This is a genomic window from Xanthomonas hyacinthi (assembly GCF_009769165.1).
GTDB classification, from domain to species: Bacteria; Pseudomonadota; Gammaproteobacteria; order Xanthomonadales; family Xanthomonadaceae; genus Xanthomonas_A; species Xanthomonas_A hyacinthi.
In genome coordinates, this window is the sequence record NZ_CP043476.1 from 4,177,845 (window position 1) to 4,196,813 (window position 18,969).

General features: G+C 68.2%; 16 protein-coding genes and 1 tRNA gene. 13 read left to right on the forward strand and 4 right to left on the reverse strand.

All coding sequences use genetic code 11. The features are described from left to right. Window positions 1-5 precede the first annotated feature (5 nt). From FZ025_RS18365 to FZ025_RS18375, 3 genes are read left to right on the forward strand one after another with little or no spacing between them, the layout of a single operon-like run. Window positions 6-2,207 (forward strand): glucosidase family protein, encoded by a 2,202-nt coding sequence (locus FZ025_RS18365; RefSeq protein WP_046978202.1) that lies wholly within the window; start codon window positions 6-8, stop codon window positions 2,205-2,207. Further along, the gene (locus FZ025_RS18370) at window positions 2,204-3,697 is read left to right on the forward strand and encodes an MFS transporter (protein ID WP_046978201.1); all 1,494 of its coding nucleotides are present in this window, start codon (window positions 2,204-2,206) and stop codon (window positions 3,695-3,697) included. Before FZ025_RS18365 ends, FZ025_RS18370 begins: the two co-directional genes overlap by 4 nt. Beyond that, entirely contained in the window at window positions 3,694-5,373 is a 1,680-nt protein-coding gene (locus tag FZ025_RS18375; protein WP_046978200.1) for an alpha-amylase family glycosyl hydrolase, read from the forward strand. Before FZ025_RS18370 ends, FZ025_RS18375 begins: the two co-directional genes overlap by 4 nt. Before the next feature lie 207 nt (window positions 5,374-5,580). Here the strand turns inward: FZ025_RS18375 and FZ025_RS18380 are convergent, their stop codons facing one another. The 4 genes from FZ025_RS18380 to FZ025_RS18395 all read right to left on the reverse strand — a co-directional run bounded on the left by FZ025_RS18380 (window position 5,581) and on the right by FZ025_RS18395 (window position 9,054). Next, the gene (locus FZ025_RS18380; protein ID WP_046978199.1) at window positions 5,581-7,152 is read right to left on the reverse strand and encodes a PepSY-associated TM helix domain-containing protein; all 1,572 of its coding nucleotides are present in this window, start codon (window positions 7,150-7,152) and stop codon (window positions 5,581-5,583) included. Window positions 7,153-7,162: 10 nt separating this feature from the next. Then, the gene (locus FZ025_RS18385) at window positions 7,163-7,426 is read right to left on the reverse strand and encodes a hypothetical protein (RefSeq protein WP_046978211.1); all 264 of its coding nucleotides are present in this window, start codon (window positions 7,424-7,426) and stop codon (window positions 7,163-7,165) included. Beyond that, on the reverse strand, window positions 7,426-7,725 hold the full coding sequence (locus FZ025_RS18390) for a hypothetical protein (protein WP_104558682.1): 300 nt from the start codon (window positions 7,723-7,725) through the stop codon (window positions 7,426-7,428). The genes FZ025_RS18385 and FZ025_RS18390 overlap by 1 nt, the downstream gene beginning before the upstream one ends. A 261-nt stretch (window positions 7,726-7,986) precedes the next feature. Continuing rightward, window positions 7,987-9,054, reverse strand: coding sequence for a LacI family DNA-binding transcriptional regulator (locus FZ025_RS18395; protein WP_104558683.1), 1,068 nt, complete (start codon window positions 9,052-9,054; stop codon window positions 7,987-7,989). Window positions 9,055-9,399: 345 nt separating this feature from the next. On the opposite strand from FZ025_RS18395, the gene thrS reads away from it, so the two are divergent. The 10 genes from thrS (at window position 9,400) to FZ025_RS18445 (ending at window position 18,641) form a co-directional block, all read left to right on the forward strand. Then, window positions 9,400-11,304 (forward strand): threonine--tRNA ligase, encoded by a 1,905-nt coding sequence (gene thrS / locus FZ025_RS18400; protein WP_104558684.1) that lies wholly within the window; start codon window positions 9,400-9,402, stop codon window positions 11,302-11,304. A 48-nt stretch (window positions 11,305-11,352) separates the two neighbouring features. Next, window positions 11,353-11,892 carry a translation initiation factor IF-3 gene (gene infC, locus FZ025_RS18405; protein WP_080601535.1) on the forward strand — a complete coding sequence of 180 codons (540 nt, stop codon included), beginning with the start codon at window positions 11,353-11,355 and terminating at the stop codon, window positions 11,890-11,892. Between the two features lie 510 nt (window positions 11,893-12,402). Continuing rightward, window positions 12,403-12,600, forward strand: coding sequence for a 50S ribosomal protein L35 (rpmI, locus tag FZ025_RS18410; protein ID WP_002811096.1), 198 nt, complete (start codon window positions 12,403-12,405; stop codon window positions 12,598-12,600). A gap of 10 nt (window positions 12,601-12,610) precedes the next feature. After that, entirely contained in the window at window positions 12,611-12,970 is a 360-nt protein-coding gene (gene rplT, locus FZ025_RS18415; RefSeq protein ID WP_003466653.1) for a 50S ribosomal protein L20, read from the forward strand. Between the two features lie 205 nt (window positions 12,971-13,175). After that, on the forward strand, window positions 13,176-14,201 hold the full coding sequence (pheS, locus tag FZ025_RS18420) for a phenylalanine--tRNA ligase subunit alpha (protein WP_104558685.1): 1,026 nt from the start codon (window positions 13,176-13,178) through the stop codon (window positions 14,199-14,201). Window positions 14,202-14,331: 130 nt separating this feature from the next. Continuing rightward, window positions 14,332-16,713 (forward strand): phenylalanine--tRNA ligase subunit beta, encoded by a 2,382-nt coding sequence (gene pheT / locus FZ025_RS18425; protein WP_046978918.1) that lies wholly within the window; start codon window positions 14,332-14,334, stop codon window positions 16,711-16,713. A gap of 21 nt (window positions 16,714-16,734) precedes the next feature. Beyond that, entirely contained in the window at window positions 16,735-17,034 is a 300-nt protein-coding gene (locus tag FZ025_RS18430) for an integration host factor subunit alpha (protein WP_002811076.1), read from the forward strand. Continuing rightward, window positions 17,015-17,371, forward strand: coding sequence for a MerR family transcriptional regulator (locus tag FZ025_RS18435; protein ID WP_009597860.1), 357 nt, complete (start codon window positions 17,015-17,017; stop codon window positions 17,369-17,371). The genes FZ025_RS18430 and FZ025_RS18435 overlap by 20 nt, the downstream gene beginning before the upstream one ends. A gap of 98 nt (window positions 17,372-17,469) precedes the next feature. After that, window positions 17,470-17,546 (forward strand) — tRNA-Pro (locus FZ025_RS18440). Between the two features lie 447 nt (window positions 17,547-17,993). Further along, the gene (locus tag FZ025_RS18445; RefSeq protein WP_104558686.1) at window positions 17,994-18,641 is read left to right on the forward strand and encodes a response regulator; all 648 of its coding nucleotides are present in this window, start codon (window positions 17,994-17,996) and stop codon (window positions 18,639-18,641) included. Window positions 18,642-18,969 lie beyond the last annotated feature (328 nt).

The window sequence follows — 18,969 nt, forward strand, 5'->3', positions numbered from 1 at the left end:
CTTCGATGCTGAAGATGATCTGCTTGGCCGCCACCTTGGGTGCTGCGGTGTCGGTGTCTGCGTGGCAGACGTCGTTGCAATGGCGCGGCCGGACCGCGCAGGCCGCGGCCACCGCCGATGGCGGCTTCGTGCTGACCTCGGCGCAGGGCAGTCGCACGCTGGCGGCGCAGCCGCTGCGCAGCGAGACCGCCAGCCCGCTGTTCGATGGGTTGTTCGCGCTGGCGCAGCAGGAATTGCGCGACGACCAGGTGGACGCGATCCGCGATCCCGCCTTCGACCATGGCAAGCCGCTGCCGTGCGACTGCTACCAGACCGGCGAACGCTGGCCCTACGTGTGGACCCGCGACGTCAGTTATGCCGCCGATCTCGCACTGGCGCGGCTGGATCCGGAGCGCACGCGGCGCTCGCTGCGCTTCAAGCTGTCGGCGATGCGCGGCGCGGACGCGCGACCCGGGCTGTTCGTGGCCCAGGACACCGGCTCCGGCGGCAGCTGGCCGGTGAGCAGCGATCGCGTGGTCTGGTTCCTGGCTGCGCGGCATCTGCTCGACGATGCGCAGTTCGCTGCCGACACCCGTGCCGTGCTCGACGCGACGCTGGCGCAGGACCGCGAATTCGCGTTCGATCCGCACCTCGGCCTGTACCGGGGCGAGACCTCGTTCCTGGACTGGCGCGAGCAGACCTATCCGGCCTGGACACGCAACGACGTGCGCTTCATCGCCGAGTCGTTCGCGCTGTCCACCAATGTGTTGCACTACCAGGCGCTGCGCCTGGGCGAGCGCCTGGCGGGCGAGCAGGGCGACACTGCGGCGGCGGCGCGCTATGCCGGTTGGGCGGATGCGCTGAAACAGGCGATCGCGCAGCGCTTCTGGCGCGAGGACCGCGGCACCTACGTCAGCTATCTCGGCAGCGCCGCGCATCCGGTGGCCTACGAACGCTACGACCTGCTCGGCCTGTCGCTGGCGGTGCTGGCCGACGTGCTGCCGCGCGAGCGCGCACGCCAGGCGTTGGCGCGCTATCCGGCGGTGGAGGCCGGCAGCCCGGTGGTCTGGCCGCAGCAGCAGGACGTGCCGATCTACCACAACCGCGCGATCTGGCCGTTCGTCAGCGCCTATGCGCTGCGCGCGGCGCGGCATACCGACGACAGCGCGCGCATCGCCTTCGAAGTGCGCTCGCTGCTGCGCGGCGCCGCGCTGGCCGGCTCGAACATGGAGAACTACGAATTCCTGAGCCAGGCCGCGCATGTGGACGATGGTCCGCTCAGCGGGCCGGTGGTCAATTCGCCGCGGCAGCTGTGGTCGGTGGCCGGCTACCTGGCGATGGTGATCGAAGGCGTGTTCGGCGTGGAGGACGACGGCAGGGTCGCGCCGAAGCTACCGGTCAGTCTGCTGCCCATGCTGTTCGGCGATCGCAAGGAGATCGCGCTGCAACTGCGCGACCGGCGCATCGTGCTGCGGCGGCCCACGCAGCTGCACGGCGACCTGCTGGTGGCCGGCGACACGCGCACCGATGACGGCGTGACCACCGTGCAATTGGTCGCGCGCGACACGGCGAGTGCGCCGGTGCCGCTGCTTGTGGCTGCGGATGCTTTCGCCCCGTTGGCACCAATGGCGCCGCGCGTCGAGCGCGATGCACAGGGCTGGCGCATCGCGGCGGCCGCGGACACGGTGCTGTACGTCGACGGTCAGCGCCAGCCAGGCGCTGCCGACGGCGCGCGCCTGCCGTTGCGCGAGTACGTGCAGTGCCTGAGCCTGACCCGCCGCGATGCGCATTGGGAGTCGCTGCACAGCCCCACGGTCTGCATCGGCGACGCGGTCCGCCTGAGTGGGCGCGACGACTGGCGCTGGACCGCGCCACGCGATGGCGAGTACCGGCTGAGCCTGCGCTACGTCAACGCGCACGGCCCGATCAATACCGGCGTCACCGCCGCGGTGAAGCAACTGCAGCTGCAATGCGGCGCTGCCGCGCCGCAGCGCATGCCGGTGGTGATGCCGCACAGCGTCGGCGAGCAGGACTCCACGGCCGCCGTGTTCGCGCTGAAGGCCGGACAGGCCTGCCGCATCCGCCTGGCGCCTGCGGCCAACATGAGCGCGCTGCAGCATTTCGCGCGCTATACCGGCGGCCAGGGCGGCGCCGATGGCGTGGTCAATGCGGCCGAGATCGCCGCGCTGCTGATCGCGCCGGCCGGCGCCGTACAGGTGCGCCGATGAGCACGGTGCCGCGCACCAAGCCGGCGCTGTCGTTCTGGCAGATCTGGAACATGTGCTTCGGCTTCCTCGGCATCCAGTTCGGTTTCGCGCTGCAGAACGCCAATGCCAGCCGCATCTTCCAGACCCTGGGCGCGGACATGGAGCAGGTGCCGGGGCTGTGGATCGCCGCGCCGTTGACCGGGCTGATCGTGCAGCCGATCGTCGGCCATCTGTCCGACCGAACCTGGAACCGTTTCGGCCGGCGCCGCCCGTATTTCATGGTCGGCGCGCTGTTCACCACGCTGGCGCTGCTGGTGATGCCGAACTCGCCGGCGCTGTGGGTGGCGGCCGGCACGCTGTGGGTGCTGGATGCGTCGATCAACATTTCGATGGAACCGTTCCGCGCCTTCGTCGGCGACCAGTTGCCGCAACGCCAGCGCGCCAGCGGCTATGCGATGCAGAGTTTCTTCATCGGCGTGGGCGCGGTGGTGGCGAGCATGCTGCCGTGGCTGCTGGCGCAGTGGGGCGTGAGCAATACCGCCGGGCCCGGCCACGTGCCGGCCACGGTGCGCTACGCGTTCTACCTGGGCGGTGCGGTGCTGTTCCTGTCCATCGGCTGGACCGTGCTGCGCACGCGCGAGTATCCGCCCGAAACGCTGCAGGAGTTCGACGACGCGCCGCCGTCGCACGCCGCCGAACACGCGACAACCATGCCGCGTTCGGATGCCGCCGCGGCGATTTGGCTGCTACTGGGCCTTGCCGGCGCGGCGGCGATCTTCGGCAGCGGCGGCGACCGCATGCTGTACGTGCTGGCGGGCTTGTTCGCCGGCTACGGAGTGTTGCGATGGCTGGCGCCGCGGCTGCGGCCCGAGCACATGCTGGCCGCGATCATGCGCGACGTGCAGGCGATGCCGCAGGCGATGCGACGCCTGGCCTGGGTGCAGTTCTTCTCGTGGTTCGCGCTGTTCGCGATGTGGATCTACACCACCGCGGCGGTGACGCAGACGCACTACGGTGCCACCGACACCGCCTCGGCGGCGTACAACGACGGCGCCAATTGGGTCGGGGTGCTGTTCGGCGCTTACAACGGTTTCGCCGCGCTGGCGGCGATCGCCATTCCGCTGCTGGTGCGCTCAGTCGGCCTGCGCTTCAGCCACATGCTCAACCTGTGCCTGGGCGCGGCCGGCCTGCTGTCGTTCCTGTGGATCCGCGACCCGCAATGGCTACTGCTGTCGATGCTCGGCGTGGGCTTCGCCTGGGCCTCGATCCTGTCGCTGCCGTATGCCTTGCTGTCCGACAGCGTGCCGGCGGCGAAGATGGGCGTGTACATGGGCATCTTCAATTTCTTCATCGTGATCCCGCAGCTGGTCGCGGTCAGCGTGCTCGGCTTCGTGCTCACGCACTGGCTCGGCGGCCGCCCGCTGTACGCGCTGGGCATCGGCGGCGCCAGCCTGCTGCTGGCGGCGCTGTGCGTGCTGCGGGTTCCCGCCGAACCCGGAGCAAGACAATGACGTATCGGATTTCGCTGCTGGCGCTGGCCTTGCTGGGCGCCTGCGCGCAATCGGCGCGTGCGCAGGACGCGGCGGAGTATTACGGCACGCTGCAGCCGTTCGCCAGCGAGGCGGTGTATTTCGTGGTCACCGACCGCTTCGTCAACGGCGATCCCGGCAACGATCACCGCGACCAGGGCGGCGCGCACCGCAGCTTCGACATCCCGCTGCCGGCGCCGCCCGGCGAGAGCGACAACATCGGCTACCTGGGCGGCGACTTCAAGGGCGTGGTCGACAATGCCGGCTATCTCCGCGGCCTGGGCTTCAGCGCGGTATGGATCACCCCGATCGTCGACAACCCGGACCAGGCGTTCACCGGCGGCAAGCCGATCAGCTGGGGCAGCAACCTGAGCGATCGCGGCAAGACCGGCTACCACGGCTACTGGGGCGTCAATTTCTACAAGCTGGACGAACACCTGCCCAGCCCGGGCCTGGATTTCGCCGGCTTCACCCAGGCGATGCATGCGCAGCGGTTGAAGGTGGTGCTGGACATTGTCGGCAACCATGGCTCGCCAGCGTACACGATGCCGAAGCGGCAGCCGATGTTCGGCCAGGTGTTCGATCGCGACGGCACGCTCGTCGCCGACCACCAGAACCTGCCGCCGGCCAGGCTGGATCCGGCGCACAACCCGCTGCACGCGTTCTACAACACCGGCGGCGGCCTGGCCGAGCTGTCGGATTTCAACGAGCGTAATCCGGCGGTGATGGAGTATCTGGTCGGGGCCTATTCGCAATGGCTGGAGCAGGGCGCCGACGCCTTCCGCATCGACACCATCGGCTGGATGCCGGACAGTTTCTGGCACGAATTCGTGCGCCGCATCCGCGCGCAGCGGCCGGGCATGTTCATGTTCGGCGAGGCCTTCGACTACGACGCGCGCAAGATCGCCGGGCACACCTGGGCGCGCAACGCCGGGGTCAGCGTGCTGGATTTCCCGTTGAAGCAGGCGCTGTCCACGGTGTTCGGGCATACGCGCGGCGGCTTCGAGCAGTTGCAGGCGCCGCTGTACCTGGAGCGCGGCCCGTACGCCAACCCGTACGAGCTGATGACCTTCTACGACAACCACGACATGGCGCGGCTCGACGCCAGCGATGCCGGCTTCATCGACGCGCACAACTGGTTGTTCACCGCGCGTGGCATTCCGGTGATCTACTACGGCTCGGAAACCGGCTTCATGCGCGGCCGTGCCGAACATGCCGGCAGTCGCAACTATTTCGGCCAGGCGCGGGTGGATGCCGCGCCGCAGAGCCCGATCTTCGCGCCGTTGCAGCGCATCGCGACGCTGCGCCAGCGCACGCCGGCGCTGCAGCGCGGACTGCAGCTCAACCTGCGCCTGTCCGGCGACGAGGCGGTGTTCTATCGCGTGTTCCAGCATGCCGGCAGCACCCAGACCGCCTTGGTGCTGCTGAACAAGAGCGACGCGCCGAAGACGCTGCAAGTGCGGCGCTACCTGCAGCCGGGCACCTGGCACGACGGCTTCGACGGCAGCGCGCTCGAGGTCGCGGACCGCTTGCGTGCCGAGGTGCCGGCGCACGGGGTGCGCGTGTTCCTGTCCGACGCGCCGATCGTGCGTTCGGACCTGCGCGCGCGGCTGGATTGGCTGATGGCGGCCAAGGACGGCGTGGCGTCGTCGCAATAGCGTCTCCCTTGATGCTTGTTCTTGTAGAACGGGCCTTGGCCGCAACGCTTTATCGATAAAGCGTCGCGACTGAAGTCCCACAGGGACCTGCGGCGAGCCGGCTGGGTGCACTGTGGGAGGGACTTCAGTCCCGACTGCTTCCGAAGCTGGGTGACTGGACTGCGCCGTTCGTCGCGGCTGAAGCCGCCTACAAGAAGCTGGCGGTGTTCACGCCGCCGCCGGCTGCGGCTCGGCCCACACGCTGTTCGGTTCGCCATGCCGTGCACGGCGCGCGGTGGCGCGCGCCAATGCGGCGAAGCCGACCGCCATCGCCACGGCCATGCCGTCGACCCAGAACAACGGCCATTGCCCGGCGGCGGCGCTGGTCCACATCCACCAGCCGCTGGCCAGGCCGTGCGCCAGGGGGATCGCCGCGGTCACCGCGGCCGCGGTCCACAGCAGCTCGCGCGCGGCCTGCGCCGGCGCGCGCAGCGCCGCCCACAGCGCGCACAGCGCCCAGCTGCCGAAGCAGGTCCAGCGCATGCCGGCATCCACCGCGTCCGGCGCGGCGCGTTCCAGCACCTGCACCGCGACGAACGCCGCCGAGATCGCCACGCACAGACCGATGCACACGCCGACCGTGGCCCGCGCCATGTTGATCTGCGCGCGGCCCTGCTGCGCCTGGCGGCGCTTGCGCCGCGATTCGATCCACAACAGGTTGCCCGAATAGAACAGGAACGCGCCGCCGATGCCGAGCAGGAAGTACAGCCACGGCACCAGCGCATTGCCGTACTCGCCGAAATGCAGCGCGTAGGCCGAGGTCAGCGTGGCGTGGTTGGCGTCGCGGCGGCCGGGCAGCTGGGTGGCGATCACCTTGCCGCTGGCCGCGTCCAGCGCCACCGTGCCGGTCGGCCCCAGCGTGTCGGGCGACTCGCCGCTGATCTCTACCGTGGCGTTGCGGTCGCCGGCGTGCTGCAGCTTCATGTACACCGGCTCGAAGTCGTGCAGGCCCTGCCGCCGTGCCTCGGCGACGGCGCGCGCGTTCCAGTCGGCCAGCGTGCCCACCGGCGCAGGCGCGCCGCTGGCGCTGCGCACCGGCGCGGTGTCCATCGCCACCGGCACCGCCTCGGGCAGCTTGCCGTCGAAGACCAGCGGATTCAGCGCCGCCATCAGCACCAGCGACAGGCACAGCACCGCGCCGGTCACCGCGAACATCAGGTGCAGCGGCAGGCTCAGCACCCCGACCACGTTGTGCGCGTCCAGCCAGAACTGCTTGAGATTGCGGCCCGGGCGCAGCGCGAACAGGTCCTTGAGCAGCTTCGGCAGATGGATGATCACCCCGGACACGATCGCCACCGCGTACAGCAGGCTGACGATGCCCATCAGATAGATGCCGGCCACCGGCAGGCCGAGCGTGTAGTGCAGCTCGTTGACCAGCGTGGCTAGTCCTGCTTGCGGCAGGTCCGGCCCGCCCTGCAGATCGTCCAGCGTGGCCATCTGCCACACGCCCTCGGCATCGGGCCAGTAGATCAGCGCCTTGGGAAATTCGCTGCTGGGGAACAGCATGCCGAGCATCGGCTTGGCTTGCGGATGCCGCGCCAGGGTGGCGTCGAGCAGGCGCTGCGCATCGTCCAGGGTCTGTACCGGCACCACCTGCTGCGATTGCCAGCGCGGCAGGTCGTGGTGGAACACGGTGATCGCGCCGGCGTAGAAGGCCACGAACAAGGCGAAGCCGGCGACCAGGCCCATCCAGGTATGCAGCGTGGTGAAGGTGCGCAGGGTGGCGGCGTGCAGTTTCATGCGAATGTCCTCATTGCGCCCAGCCCAGGGCCTTCAGCGCCCATAGCAGGGCGAAGCCGGCCAGTGCCAGCGCGCTCAACCACAGCCAGGCGCGACGGCCGCTGGCGAACGCGAAGGCGCCGATCGCCACGCCCACCCACAGCGGCACGAACGCGATCAGCGCGGGGACCAGCGCCTGCTGCCACGGCCCGGGCGGCAGCCAGCAGACCAGGCCGGTCAGCGCGGTGGCGAGGAAGAAGCCGGCAATCAGCCCGGCCAGTCCACGGCTCCACATCATCGCGGCCGGCTCCGCACGCCGTGGCCCGGATCGCCGCGCAGCGCGCCGACGGTCGGTACCAGCATCAGCGCCAGCATCCAGCTGGCGAGCATCGCGCACAGCCCGGCGCCGACGCCCAATTGCGCGATCCAGGCCACCAGCGAGGCGATCGCCAGCGCCAGGCCCAGCCCGTTGCCGAACCGGCGCAGGCGCCGCAACGGCGCCAGGCGGCAGTTCGGCGAGCCCGCGTACAGAGCCAGCGCCGACAGCGCCGCGCACACCGCGGCCAAGGCGATCCCGGCAATGGTCACGCTCATCGGGCGCCGATCCACGCTGCCGACCGCACCTGCCTGCGGCGTGAGGCGGCTGTGGTCGGGAGCGGGGAGGTCGGGTGGGAAGCGGGACGGGCAGGGGGCATCGGCGTTCCAGGCGGCGGCGTGCAGCCGCGGCAGTCCGCGACGCTCTCTCGCGGATGATAATCATTCTGCTTTCGTAAGCAAAATCCGGCCGCGGCGCGCGGGCACGTTCTGGAGGCGGAAATGCTGCGGTGGCGGCCGCGTTCGCCGGCCGGCAAGCGCTCAGCTGCGCAGCGAGGAACCGCGCAGCGCCAGCGTCACCGGCAGGGTGCGGCTGGCGACCGGCTGCCCGGCGATCTGCGCCAGCAGGGTCTCGACCAGCACCGCGCCGGCCAGCTTGGTGTCCTGCTGCACCGTCGACAGCGCCGGCGCCACGCAGGCGGCGATCGGGATGTCGTCGAAGCCGGCCAGGGCCACGTCCTCGGGCACACGCAGGCCGTGTTCGCGCAGCGCCTTCAATGCGCCGATCGCGATCAGGTCGCTGGCGGCGAACACCGCGTCGAAGCGTTCGCCGCCGCGCAGCAGCGCCAAGGCCGCTTCGTAGCCGGATTGCTCGGTGGTGATCGCATCCAGCTGCAGGCCGGGCACGATGTCCGATCCGGCCGTGCGCAGCGCCTGGGCATGGCCGCGGTAGCGCTCGAGGAATTCGGGATAGTGGTTCGAGGCGTCGCCGAGGAAGGCGACGCGCCGGCAACCCTGTTGCAGCAGGTGCGCGGTGATGTCGTGGCCGCCCTGGAAGTTGTCGCTGCCGATCGACACCCCCGGCTGCCCGGGCAGCACCGCGCCCCAGCGCACGAAGTGGGTGCCTTGCTCGACCAGGTGCTGCAGCCGCTGCTGCGCCTGCAGGTAGTCGCCGTAGCCGAGCAGGATCAGGCCATCGGCCTTCTGGCTGTCGCCGTAGTCGGCGCGCCAGTTGTCCGACAGCTGCTGGAACGACACCAGCAGGTCGTAGCCGTGGCGCGCGCAGGCGCGGGTGATCGAGCCCAGCATCGCGTGGAAGAACGGGTTGATCAGCGAATCGTCGGTGGTCGGGTCTTCGAAGAACAGCAGCGCCAGGGTGCCGGCATTGCGCAGGCGCAGGCTGGAGGCGTGCTTGTCGACCTTGTAGTTCAGCGCGTTGGCGATCGCCAGGATCTTGCGCCGGGTCTGCTCGTTGACCGCCGGGCTGCCGCGCAGTGCGCGCGACACGGTGGGCTGCGATACGCCCGCCAGATAGGCGATATCGAGCGATGTGGCCTTGCCTTTGATGACGGCGCTCGCAGTGCAGGGAAACAGCTCGAAGCATGCCATGGCGTACGGAAGAGCACCTGCTGCGGCGCAGCGTAGGCTCGGGATTCGGGATTCGGGATTCGGGATTCGCGGCGGCAGCGGCGTTGCCGACGGTGCGAATTCACAATTCCGCCAAATGGGTTACCATTTGGTAATTCTTCAATGCGGAACTACGGGTGGCCCGCGGCAACGCCGGCCGAGCGTGCGACATGAGCACTACCATCGCCCCAGCATGAAACCCCGTCCAAGGCTGTCCGAGCAGGCGCCCTTGTGGCGCCTTCTTTGTATCCCGCGCCTTGCGCCGCCGGCTTCCGGCGCGGCGCGGGAAACGCCCGATCCGTCTCGCTCCCCTTCTTGCCGATTCCCATGATCACGATCACGCTCCCCGACGGCAGCCGCCGCGAATTCGAACACCCCGTCAGTCCCATGGACGTGGCCCAGTCCATCGGCCCGGGCCTGGCCAAGGCGACCATCGCCGGCCAGGTCGACGGCCGCCTGGTCGATGCCTGCGACCTCATCGACCATGACGCCAGCCTGCGCCTCATCACCGCCAAGGACGCCGAGGGCGTGGAGATCATCCGCCACTCCTGCGCGCACCTGGTCGGCCATGCGGTCAAGCAGCTGTACCCCGAGGTCAAGATGGTGATCGGCCCGGTCATCGCCGAAGGTTTCTACTACGACATCTACAGCGAGCGCCCGTTCACCCCCGAGGACATGGCGGCGATCGAGAAGCGCATGCAGGAGCTGATCGCGCAGGACTACGACGTGGTCAAGAAGGTCACCCCGCGCGCCGAGACGATCGAACTGTTCCGCCAGCGCGGCGAGGACTACAAGCTGCGCCTGATCGAGGACATGGCCGACGACGTCACCGCGATGGGCCTGTACTACCACCAGGAATACGTGGACATGTGCCGCGGCCCGCACGTGCCCAACACGCGCTTCCTCAAGGCGTTCAAGCTGACCCGCATCTCCGGCGCCTACTGGCGCGGCGATGCCAAGAACGAGCAGCTGCAGCGCATCTACGGCACCGCCTGGGCCGACAAGAAGCAGCTGGACGCCTACATCCTGCGCATGGAGGAAGCGGACAAGCGCGACCATCGCAAGATCGGCAAGCAGCAGGGCCTGTTCCATCTGCAGGAAGAGGGTCCGGGCCTGGTGTTCTGGCATCCGAAGGGCTGGTCGATCTGGCAGGTGGTCGAGCAGTACATGCGCAAGGTGTACCGCGCCAGCGGCTACGGCGAGGTGCGCTGCCCGCAGATCCTGGACGTGTCGCTGTGGCAGAAGTCCGGCCACTGGGACAACTACCAGGACAACATGTTCTTCACCGAGTCGGAGAAGCGCACCTACGCGGTCAAGCCGATGAACTGCCCGGGCCACGTGCAGGTGTTCAACCAGGGCCTGCACAGCTACCGCGACCTGCCGATCCGCTACGGCGAGTTCGGCGCCTGCCACCGCAACGAGCCGTCCGGCGCGCTGCACGGCATCCTGCGCGTGCGCGGTTTCACCCAGGACGATGGCCACATCTTCTGCACCGAAGAGCAGATCGAGTCCGAGGTCACCGCCTTCCACCTGCAGGCGCTGAAAGTCTATGCGGATTTCGGCTTCTCCGACATTTCGGTGAAGCTGGCGCTGCGCCCGGACAAGCGCATCGGTACCGACGAATTCTGGGACCGCACCGAGGAGACGCTGCGCCGCGCGCTGCGCGCGGTGAACGTGGAATGGGAGGAGCTGCCGGGCGAGGGCGCCTTCTACGCGCCCAAGATCGAGTACCACCTGAAGGACGCGATCGGCCGCACCTGGCAGCTGGGCACCATGCAGGTCGACTACTTCATGCCCGAGCGCCTCGGCGCCGAGTACGTGGACGAGCAGAGCCAGCGCCAAACCCCGGTCATGCTGCACCGGGCCATCGTCGGCTCGATGGAGCGATTCATCGGGATCCTGATCGAGCACCATGCCGGCGCGTTCCCGGCCTGGCTGTCGCCGGTGCAGGCAATGGTGATGAACATCACCGATGCGCAGGCCGACTATGTAGACAGCGTGCGGAAACTCCTTGCAAATCAAGGCTTCCGCATCGAGGCCGATTTGCGGAACGAAAAAATCGGCTATAAGATTCGCGAACACACGCTGCAGCGGGTGCCGTACCTGCTGGTGGCGGGCGACCGCGAGAAGGAAAACGGCGCCATTGCAGTCCGCACGCGATCGGGGGAGGATCTGGGAACCATGTCGGTTGCCGCCTTCGCCGAACGGCTGCGCGCCGAGCAACTGGCGTAAGACAACCCCGATGCGGGCGGAGCCTCCGTCCACGTCGGTCCGATTCCCCTGGGAGATTGCAACATCAGTACCCCTGACAACAAACAGAACCGTAAGAACCAAGAGATCCGCGTCCCGCGCGTTCGCGTGATCGGCAAGGACGGCGAGATGGTCGGCGTGCTGACCCGCGACGAAGCGCTGGCGCTGGCCGAAGAGGATGGGCTCGACCTGGTCGAGATCCAGCCGCAGGCCGATCCGCCGGTCTGCAAGATCATGGACTTCGGCAAGTTCAAGTTCGAGCAGCAGAAGAAGGCCAACGAAGCCAAGAAGAAGACCAAGCAGGTCGAGATCAAGGAAATCAAGTTCCGTCCGGTCACGGACGAGGGCGATTACCAGATCAAGCTGCGCAACATGCGCCGCTTCCTCGAGGAGGGCGACAAGGTCAAGGTCAACATCCGCTTCCGTGGCCGCGAGATGAGCCACCAGGAACTCGGGCGCGAAATGGCGTCGCGGATCGAGGCCGACCTCGGCGAAGACATCGTCATCGAATCGCGTCCGCGCCTGGAAGGCCGGCAGATGGTGATGATGATCGCGCCGAAGAAGCGCTGACCGCAGCGCGTCAGGATCGCGCCCCGCCTCGCGCGGGGGCGCGGCCGCCCCCGGGCGCCTGCTGGCGCCCGTATGCGTTTTCCGATCGTCGCTTCCTGCCGCCGCCTGGCGGTGGAGGCGCGTGGCTACCCGCTGCCTGGGGGCAAGTCGCCCGCCGTGCCCGTCCGGTGCGGCACGCAGGGCCAGGCCGGTATCCGTTCGAGGCGGCAGCACGCTGCGAGCGCTTCCCAGTCTGATGGTGCGACAAGTACCCGCCGATGCCGCAGCCTTTTCGATTTTCGATTTTCGATTCCCGGCGCCACGCGCCCGGATCGAAATACATGATTTGCAAGGCATTCCAAGCCCTGGCATACTGCGCGGCCCGGTGCATCGGGTTTGCCGTCAACGCGGCAATAGGACCCGCCCCGATTCTTTGAGGATCGAGGGCTTACAAGCCGGTACGGGCACGGACGGAAAGCGTGGCGCGGCCACCGCCCTGACCAGTGACAAAACACCATCAAGGACATTGCAATGCCCAAGATCAAGACCAACCGGGCGGCGGCCAAGCGCTTCCGCAAGACCGCCTCCGGCAAATACAAGTGCGGCCACGCCAACCGTAGCCATATCCTCACCAAGAAAGCGACCAAGCGGAAGCGCAATCTGCGGCAGACGAACCATGTTCGTGCCGAGGACGCTGGCCGTCTTGACCGTATGCTGCCTTACCTCTGAGGACTGAACCATGGCTCGAGTAAAACGTGGCGTCCAGGCACGCCGTCGTCACAAGAAAGTTCTGAACCTGGCCAAGGGCTACTACAACGCCCGTCGCAAGGTCTTCCGCGTCGCCAAGCAGGCGGTGATCAAGGCGCAGCAGTACGCCTACATCGGCCGCAAGCAGAAGAAGCGCGTGTTCCGTTCGCTGTGGATCACCCGCATCAACGCGGCGGCCCGCATCAATGGCCTGAGCTACAGCCGTTTCATGAACGGCCTGCTCAAGGCCGGCATCACCCTGGATCGCAAGGTGCTGGCGGACATCGCCGTGCACGACGCGCAGGGCTTTGCCGCCTTGGCGGAGAAGGCAAAGGGCGCGCTGGCGGCATAATGCAGGTCCCTCTGCAACGGCCCGCACATCCATGTGCGGACTGTTGAACAACAGCAGGGAAATAGCAGACATGCAGGGGAAGGGCGCGAGTCCTTCCCCTTTTTGCGTTTTGTGCCTGTCGCAAGTGAGATGTATCCCACTTGCGGGAGGTTTCCCGAGCAAAAGATGCGGATCGGGTGGTCGGCTGAAGTGAGGCGCGAGTGCAATGAACGAGATCCAATCCCTGAGCGGACAGGCGCTGGCGGACATCGCCGCGGCGGCCAGTCCCGAAGCGCTGGAGCAGCTGCGGGTCGCGCTGCTCGGCAAGAGCGGCAGCATCACCACGCAGCTGAAACAGCTCGGCGCGCTGCCGCCCGAGCAGCGCAAGCTGGCCGGCGAGGCGATCAACCAGGCGCGCGATGCGGTCTCCGCGGCGCTGGCCGCGCGTCGCGCGCTGCTGCAAACCGCGGCGCTGGATGCGCGCCTGGCGGCCGAGCGCATCGACGTGACCCTGCCGGGCCGGCGCGGCGAGCGCGGCGGGCTGCACCCGGTCACGCGCACGCTGGAGCGCATCACCGAGATCTTCGCGCGGCTCGGCTACGAGCTGTCCGACGGCCCGGAGATCGAGGACGACTGGCACAACTTCGAGGCGCTGAACTTTCCGCCGCACCATCCGGCGCGGGCGATGCACGACACCTTCTACATCGCCGATGACGGCAGCGGCGACCGGCGCCTGCTGCGCACCCATACCTCCGGGGTGCAGGTGCGCTACATGGGCCGGCTTGTCGAGAGTGGCGGCGCGCCGCCGCTGCGCATGATCGCCGCCGGCAAGGTCTACCGCAGCGACAGCGACCAGACCCATTCGCCGATGTTCCATCAGGTCGAAGGCCTGCTGGTCGACGAGCACTCGACCTTCGCCGACCTCAAGGGCACCCTGTCCGAGTTCGTACGCGCGTTCTTCGAGCGCGATTTCGAGATGCGCTTCCGCCCCAGCTATTTCCCGTTCGTCGAACCCGGCGCGGAAGTGGACATCGCCTGGCAGCAGCCCGACGGCAGCACCCGCTGGCTGGAAGTGCTCGGCTGCGGCATGGTCCACCCGAACGTGCTGCGCAGCGTCGGCATCGATCCGGAACGCTACACCGGCTTCGCCTTCGGCATGGGCGTGGAACGCTTCGCGATGCTGCGCTACGGCGTCAACGACCTGCGCGCGTTCTTCGAGAACGATGTGCGGTTCCTCAGGCAGTTCGCTTGAGGCTGGGAGTCGGGAAACGGGAATCGGGAATGGGTAAAAGCAAGGCTGAAGCTCGTTTCCCGCATCTCCATCCGTTCCAGTAAACCGCTCTTCCATTCCCCATTCCCCATTCTCGATTCCCGGCCCCTCAATGAAATTCAGCGAAAACTGGCTGCGCAGCCACGTTCCCACCCAGGCCACGCGCGATGAACTGGCCGCGACCCTGACCGCCATCGGCCTGGAGGTCGAGGAGGTCACGCCGCTCGGCGAATCGCTGCAGCAGGTGGTGGTGGCGCGCATCGTCGAAGCGGTGCGGCATCCGGAGGCCGACCGCCTGCAGGTGTGCCAGGTCGATGCCGGGCAGGGCGCCCTGTTGCAGATCGTGTGCGGCGCGCCGAACGCGCGCGCCGGGCTGGTCGCGCCGCTGGCGCTGGTCGGCGCCCAGGTCGGCGGCATCGCGATCAAGGCGGCCAAGCTGCGCGGCGTCGAGTCCAACGGCATGCTGTGTTCGGCCAAGGAACTGGGCCTGGACAGCGACGCGTCGGGCCTGTTCGAACTGCCCGACGATGCGCCGATCGGTCAGGCGCTGGCCGACTATCTGGGTCTGCCCGACGCCAGCATCGAGATCAAGCTGACCCCGAACCGCGCCGACTGCTTCGGCGTGCGCGGCATCGCCTACGACGTGGCCGCGGCCTGCGCCAGCGCAGTGCTGCCGTTCACGGCCGCGCCGGTCGCCGTCGCCAGCGAGCGCCGCCTGGAGGTGCGCCTGCAGGCGGGCGGCGCTGCGCCGCGCTATTGCGGCCGCGTCGTCGAGGATCTCGACCCGGCGGCGAAGACGCCGCTGTGGATGGCCGAGCGCCTGCGCCGCAGCGGCGTGCGTCCGGTGTCGCTGCTGGTCGATATCACCCAGTACGTGATGCTGGAACTGGGCCAGCCGATGCATGCCTTCGACCTGGAGACGCTGCACGGCCCGGTCGGCGTGCGCCGCGCGCGCGCTGGCGAGACGCTGAAACTGCTCGACGGCCGCCATACCACGCTCGACGACGGCTTCCTGGCCGTCACTGACGGCGATCGCGTGGTCGCCCTGGCCGGACTGATGGGCGGGTACGACACCCGCGTCACCGATGCGACCCGGCACGTGTTCCTGGAAGCGGCGCATTTCGCACCGGCGGCGATCATGGGCCGCGGCCGCAGGCTCGGCCTGCACACCGATGCCGGCCACCGCTTCGAGCGCGGCGTGGATCCGGCGCTGCCGCGGCCGGCGCTGGAACTGGCGACGCGGCTGGTACTGGAGCTGGCCGGCGGCCGCGCTGGTCCGGTGGTCGAGGCCGAGTTGCGCGAGCACCTGCCGATGCCGGCGCCGATTGCGCTGCGCCGCGCGCGCATCGTGCGCGTGCTCGGCATCCAGATCGCCGACGCCGAAGTCGAGCGCATCCTGCGCGCGCTGGGCATGCAGGTCGCCGCGGCCGCCAACGGCTGGCAGGTCACCGCGCCCAGCCGCCGCTTCGACATCGCCCTGGAAGAGGACCTGATCGAGGAGCTGGCGCGCATCCACGGCTACGACCGGCTGCCGACCACGCTGCCGGGCGGTGCCTCGCGCATCGCCATGGGCAGCGAGACGCAGCTGGACGAACTGAGCGTGCGCCGCCAGCTGGTCGCGCGCGCGCTGCTGGAAACCATCAACTATGCCTTCGTCGATGCGGCCCTGCTCGACCAGTGGGGCCTGGATGAGGGGCGCGTCGTGGCGCTGGCCAATCCGCTCAGCGCCGAGCTGGCGGTGATGCGCCCGTCGCTGTTGCCCGGACTGGTCGCGGCGCTGGGCCGCAACGTCGCCCGGCAGGCCGGGCGGGTGCGCCTGTTCGAACTGGGCAAGGTGTTCGCGGCGGCCGCAACCGCCGGCGCGGCGCCGGCGGAAACGCAGCGCGTGGCGGCGGCGGTGTGCGGCGATGCCGACGCGCTGCAGTGGGGCTTGCCGGCGCGCAAGGTCGACTTCCACGACCTGAAGGGCGACCTGGACGCGCTGGCCAGCGCCGCCGGCGCGCGCCTGGACTACCGTCCGTCGGCGCTGCCGTTCGCGCATCCGACCCGTGCCGCCGACGTGTACCGCGATGGCGCGCGGATCGGCTGGATCGGCCAGCTGCATCCGCGCCTGCTGCAGGCGCTGCAGATCGACGTGGACGTGCTCGGCTTCGAACTGGATCTGGCGCCGCTGGCCGCGCGCGCGCTGCCGCGTGCCGCCGAGCTGTCGCGGTTCCCGTCGGTGCGCCGCGACCTGGCCTTCCTGGTGCCGGAGGCGGTGGCCTGGTCGGCGCTGGCGGACAGCGTGCGCGGCGCGGTCGGGCCGCTGCTGCGCGAGGTGGTGCTGTTCGACCGCTACGTCGGGCCGGGGGTCGAGGCGGGTTTCAAGAGTCTCGCTATGGGCTTGATTTTGCAGGACAACTCGCGCACTCTGACGGATCGCGATGTGGATGCCGTGGTCGCCGACGCAGTGGCGGCGCTGGCGCGCGAACACGATGCGCGGATTCGCGGCTGAGACGTAGGGGATGGCAGGGCAATGGCGTTGACCAAAGCGGAAATGGCCGAACGGTTGTTCGACGAAGTCGGGCTGAACAAGCGCGAGGCCAAGGAATTCGTCGATGCTTTCTTCGATGTGCTGCGCGATGCGCTGGAGCAGGGGCGGCAGGTGAAGCTGTCCGGCTTCGGCAACTTCGATCTGCGCCGCAAGAACCAACGGCCCGGTCGCAATCCCAAGACCGGCGAAGAAATCCCGATCTCGGCGCGGACGGTGGTGACCTTCCGCCCGGGACAGAAGCTCAAGGAGCGAGTGGAGGCTTATGCTGGATCCGGGCAGTAACCGCGAACTTCCGCCGATTCCGGCCAAGCGCTACTTCACCATCGGTGAGGTCAGCGAGCTGTGCGACGTCAAACCGCACGTGCTGCGCTACTGGGAAACCGAATTTCCCAGCCTGGAACCGGTCAAGCGCCGCGGCAACCGCCGCTACTACCAGCGCCACGACGTGCTGATGGTGCGGCAGATCCGCAGCCTGCTGTACGAACAGGGCTATACCATCGGCGGCGCGCGGCTGCGCCTGGAAGGCGAGGGCGCGCGGCAGGAGTCGGCGCTGAGCAACCAGATCATCAAGCAGGTGCGGCAGGAACTGGAAGAAGTGCTGCAGTTGCTGCGGCGCTGAGCGACAGCGGCGCAAGCGGCTAGGAATGGCCGCGCCGATCCCGCTATAATCGACAACTCGCCACGAGGCGGAGCCGCCGCAACGGCGGACGTTTTTACCGGGGTATAGCGCAGCCTGGTAGCGCACTAGTCTGGGGGACTAGTGGTCGTCGGTTCGAATCCGGCTACCCCGACCAATTCAAGGGACTGCTGCAAGGTCCGAGGAAGTCCAGAAAGCCCGCAGAAATGCGGGCTTTTTGTTGCCCGGCGTCCGGTGGTGTCCGGGATGGGCTATCCCGACGTTGGCCTGGCCGAGGCTTGTGGCCGACGCGACGCGGCCCGCAAGTTGCTTGGCTGCGGGCATCGACCGCGGTGAACAATGCAAGGCAGAAAAGACCGCTAGTGTCGATGCGTACTCCCCGCGGTTCTCCTGCAGCTTCCTCATCGCCCGCTCATGCACCTCGGCTCATGCACCTCGGGTGAGAACTTGTTCGACCTGCTCATGACGCAATCCTCTCAGAGGGTCGAGCCTGCTCAAAACCCTGGGCGATTCAGGATGATTTTGTCTACAATTTTCGGTTGCCCTGAACAATTCACGCCGCTAGTCTGATCGTGCGGCGTTCGCTGCGTTGGGGTTATACGAGATGGCCATTAGAGTTTTTTTGGTCGACGATCACGCTCTTGTCCGTACCGGCATGAAGCTGATCCTTTCGAATCAGATCGATATCGAAATCGTCGGTGAGGCCGAGAGCGGCGAGGCCGCGATGCCGCAGATCCGCCAGCTGAAGCCGGACATCGTGCTCTGCGATCTGCACATGCCGGGTGTCAGCGGACTCGAGGTCACCGAACGCATCATCAAGGGCGATCACGGGACCAAGGTCATCATCGTGTCGGTGCTGGAAGACGGCCCATTGCCCAAGCGCCTGCTCGAGGCCGGTGCGTCCGGCTATGTGGGCAAGGCGGGCGACGCGCAGGAGTTGCTGCGCGCGGTACGCGACGTGGCGATCGGCAAGCGCTACCTAGGCGCCAACATCGCGCAGAACCTGGCGCTGGCCAATCTGGAAGGCGGCGGTTCGCCATTCGATGCGCTGTCTCCGCGCGAGCTGGAAGTCGCAATGCTGCTGACCCGCGGGCTGCGCCAGGAAGACATCGCCAAGCGTTTGAGCCTCAGCGCCAAGACGGTCAACACGCACAAGGCGCGGCTGTTCGAGAAGGTCGGCATCCACGACAGCATCGCGCTGGCGCGCCTGGCGACGCAGTACGGCCTGCTGGATCCGGCGCATCCGCTGTAGCGGGAGCGGGTGTATCGTGTATCTGCGTCATGCAAAAAAGCGACCTGACCGGTCGCTTTTTTTGTGCCGCATCGTGCGTGCGTGCGTGCGTCCGGCATGGCCGGGTGTAGTGGCGGAGCGTATCCCCCGGTCGGCAGGATGGGGCGGGTTTTCCGTTGCTCGTTCAAGGCCGTGCAGGCCCGATTTCGGCCGCGATAGGCGCTATGCAGACGCCTGTCGCGGCTCCACAGGGGGGCAGGATCGGGGATCGTCGGCCGACTTGGGTATCGGCGCCGTTGTGCGGCCAGGTGGCCGGCGCGAAGCGGCTTGTGGGGTGTCCGCAGTCCGG

Bases quoted from the DNA above. Each gene is read 5' to 3' on its own strand.
- FZ025_RS18365 (WP_046978202.1), top strand. From the start codon at position 6: ATGCTGAAGATGATCTGCTTGGCCGCCACCTTGGGTGCTGCGGTGTCG.
- FZ025_RS18370 (WP_046978201.1), top strand. From the start codon at position 2,204: ATGAGCACGGTGCCGCGCACCAAGCCGGCGCTGTCGTTCTGGCAGATC.
- FZ025_RS18375 (WP_046978200.1), top strand. From the start codon at position 3,694: ATGACGTATCGGATTTCGCTGCTGGCGCTGGCCTTGCTGGGCGCCTGC.
- FZ025_RS18380 (WP_046978199.1), bottom strand. From the start codon at position 7,152: ATGAAACTGCACGCCGCCACCCTGCGCACCTTCACCACGCTGCATACC.
- FZ025_RS18385 (WP_046978211.1), bottom strand. From the start codon at position 7,426: ATGTGGAGCCGTGGACTGGCCGGGCTGATTGCCGGCTTCTTCCTCGCC.
- FZ025_RS18390 (WP_104558682.1), bottom strand. From the start codon at position 7,725: ATGAGCGTGACCATTGCCGGGATCGCCTTGGCCGCGGTGTGCGCGGCG.
- FZ025_RS18395 (WP_104558683.1), bottom strand. From the start codon at position 9,054: ATGGCATGCTTCGAGCTGTTTCCCTGCACTGCGAGCGCCGTCATCAAA.
- thrS (WP_104558684.1), top strand. From the start codon at position 9,400: ATGATCACGATCACGCTCCCCGACGGCAGCCGCCGCGAATTCGAACAC.
- rpmI (WP_002811096.1), top strand. From the start codon at position 12,403: ATGCCCAAGATCAAGACCAACCGGGCGGCGGCCAAGCGCTTCCGCAAG.
- rplT (WP_003466653.1), top strand. From the start codon at position 12,611: ATGGCTCGAGTAAAACGTGGCGTCCAGGCACGCCGTCGTCACAAGAAA.
- pheS (WP_104558685.1), top strand. From the start codon at position 13,176: ATGAACGAGATCCAATCCCTGAGCGGACAGGCGCTGGCGGACATCGCC.
- pheT (WP_046978918.1), top strand. From the start codon at position 14,332: ATGAAATTCAGCGAAAACTGGCTGCGCAGCCACGTTCCCACCCAGGCC.
- FZ025_RS18430 (WP_002811076.1), top strand. From the start codon at position 16,735: ATGGCGTTGACCAAAGCGGAAATGGCCGAACGGTTGTTCGACGAAGTC.
- FZ025_RS18435 (WP_009597860.1), top strand. From the start codon at position 17,015: ATGCTGGATCCGGGCAGTAACCGCGAACTTCCGCCGATTCCGGCCAAG.
- FZ025_RS18445 (WP_104558686.1), top strand. From the start codon at position 17,994: ATGGCCATTAGAGTTTTTTTGGTCGACGATCACGCTCTTGTCCGTACC.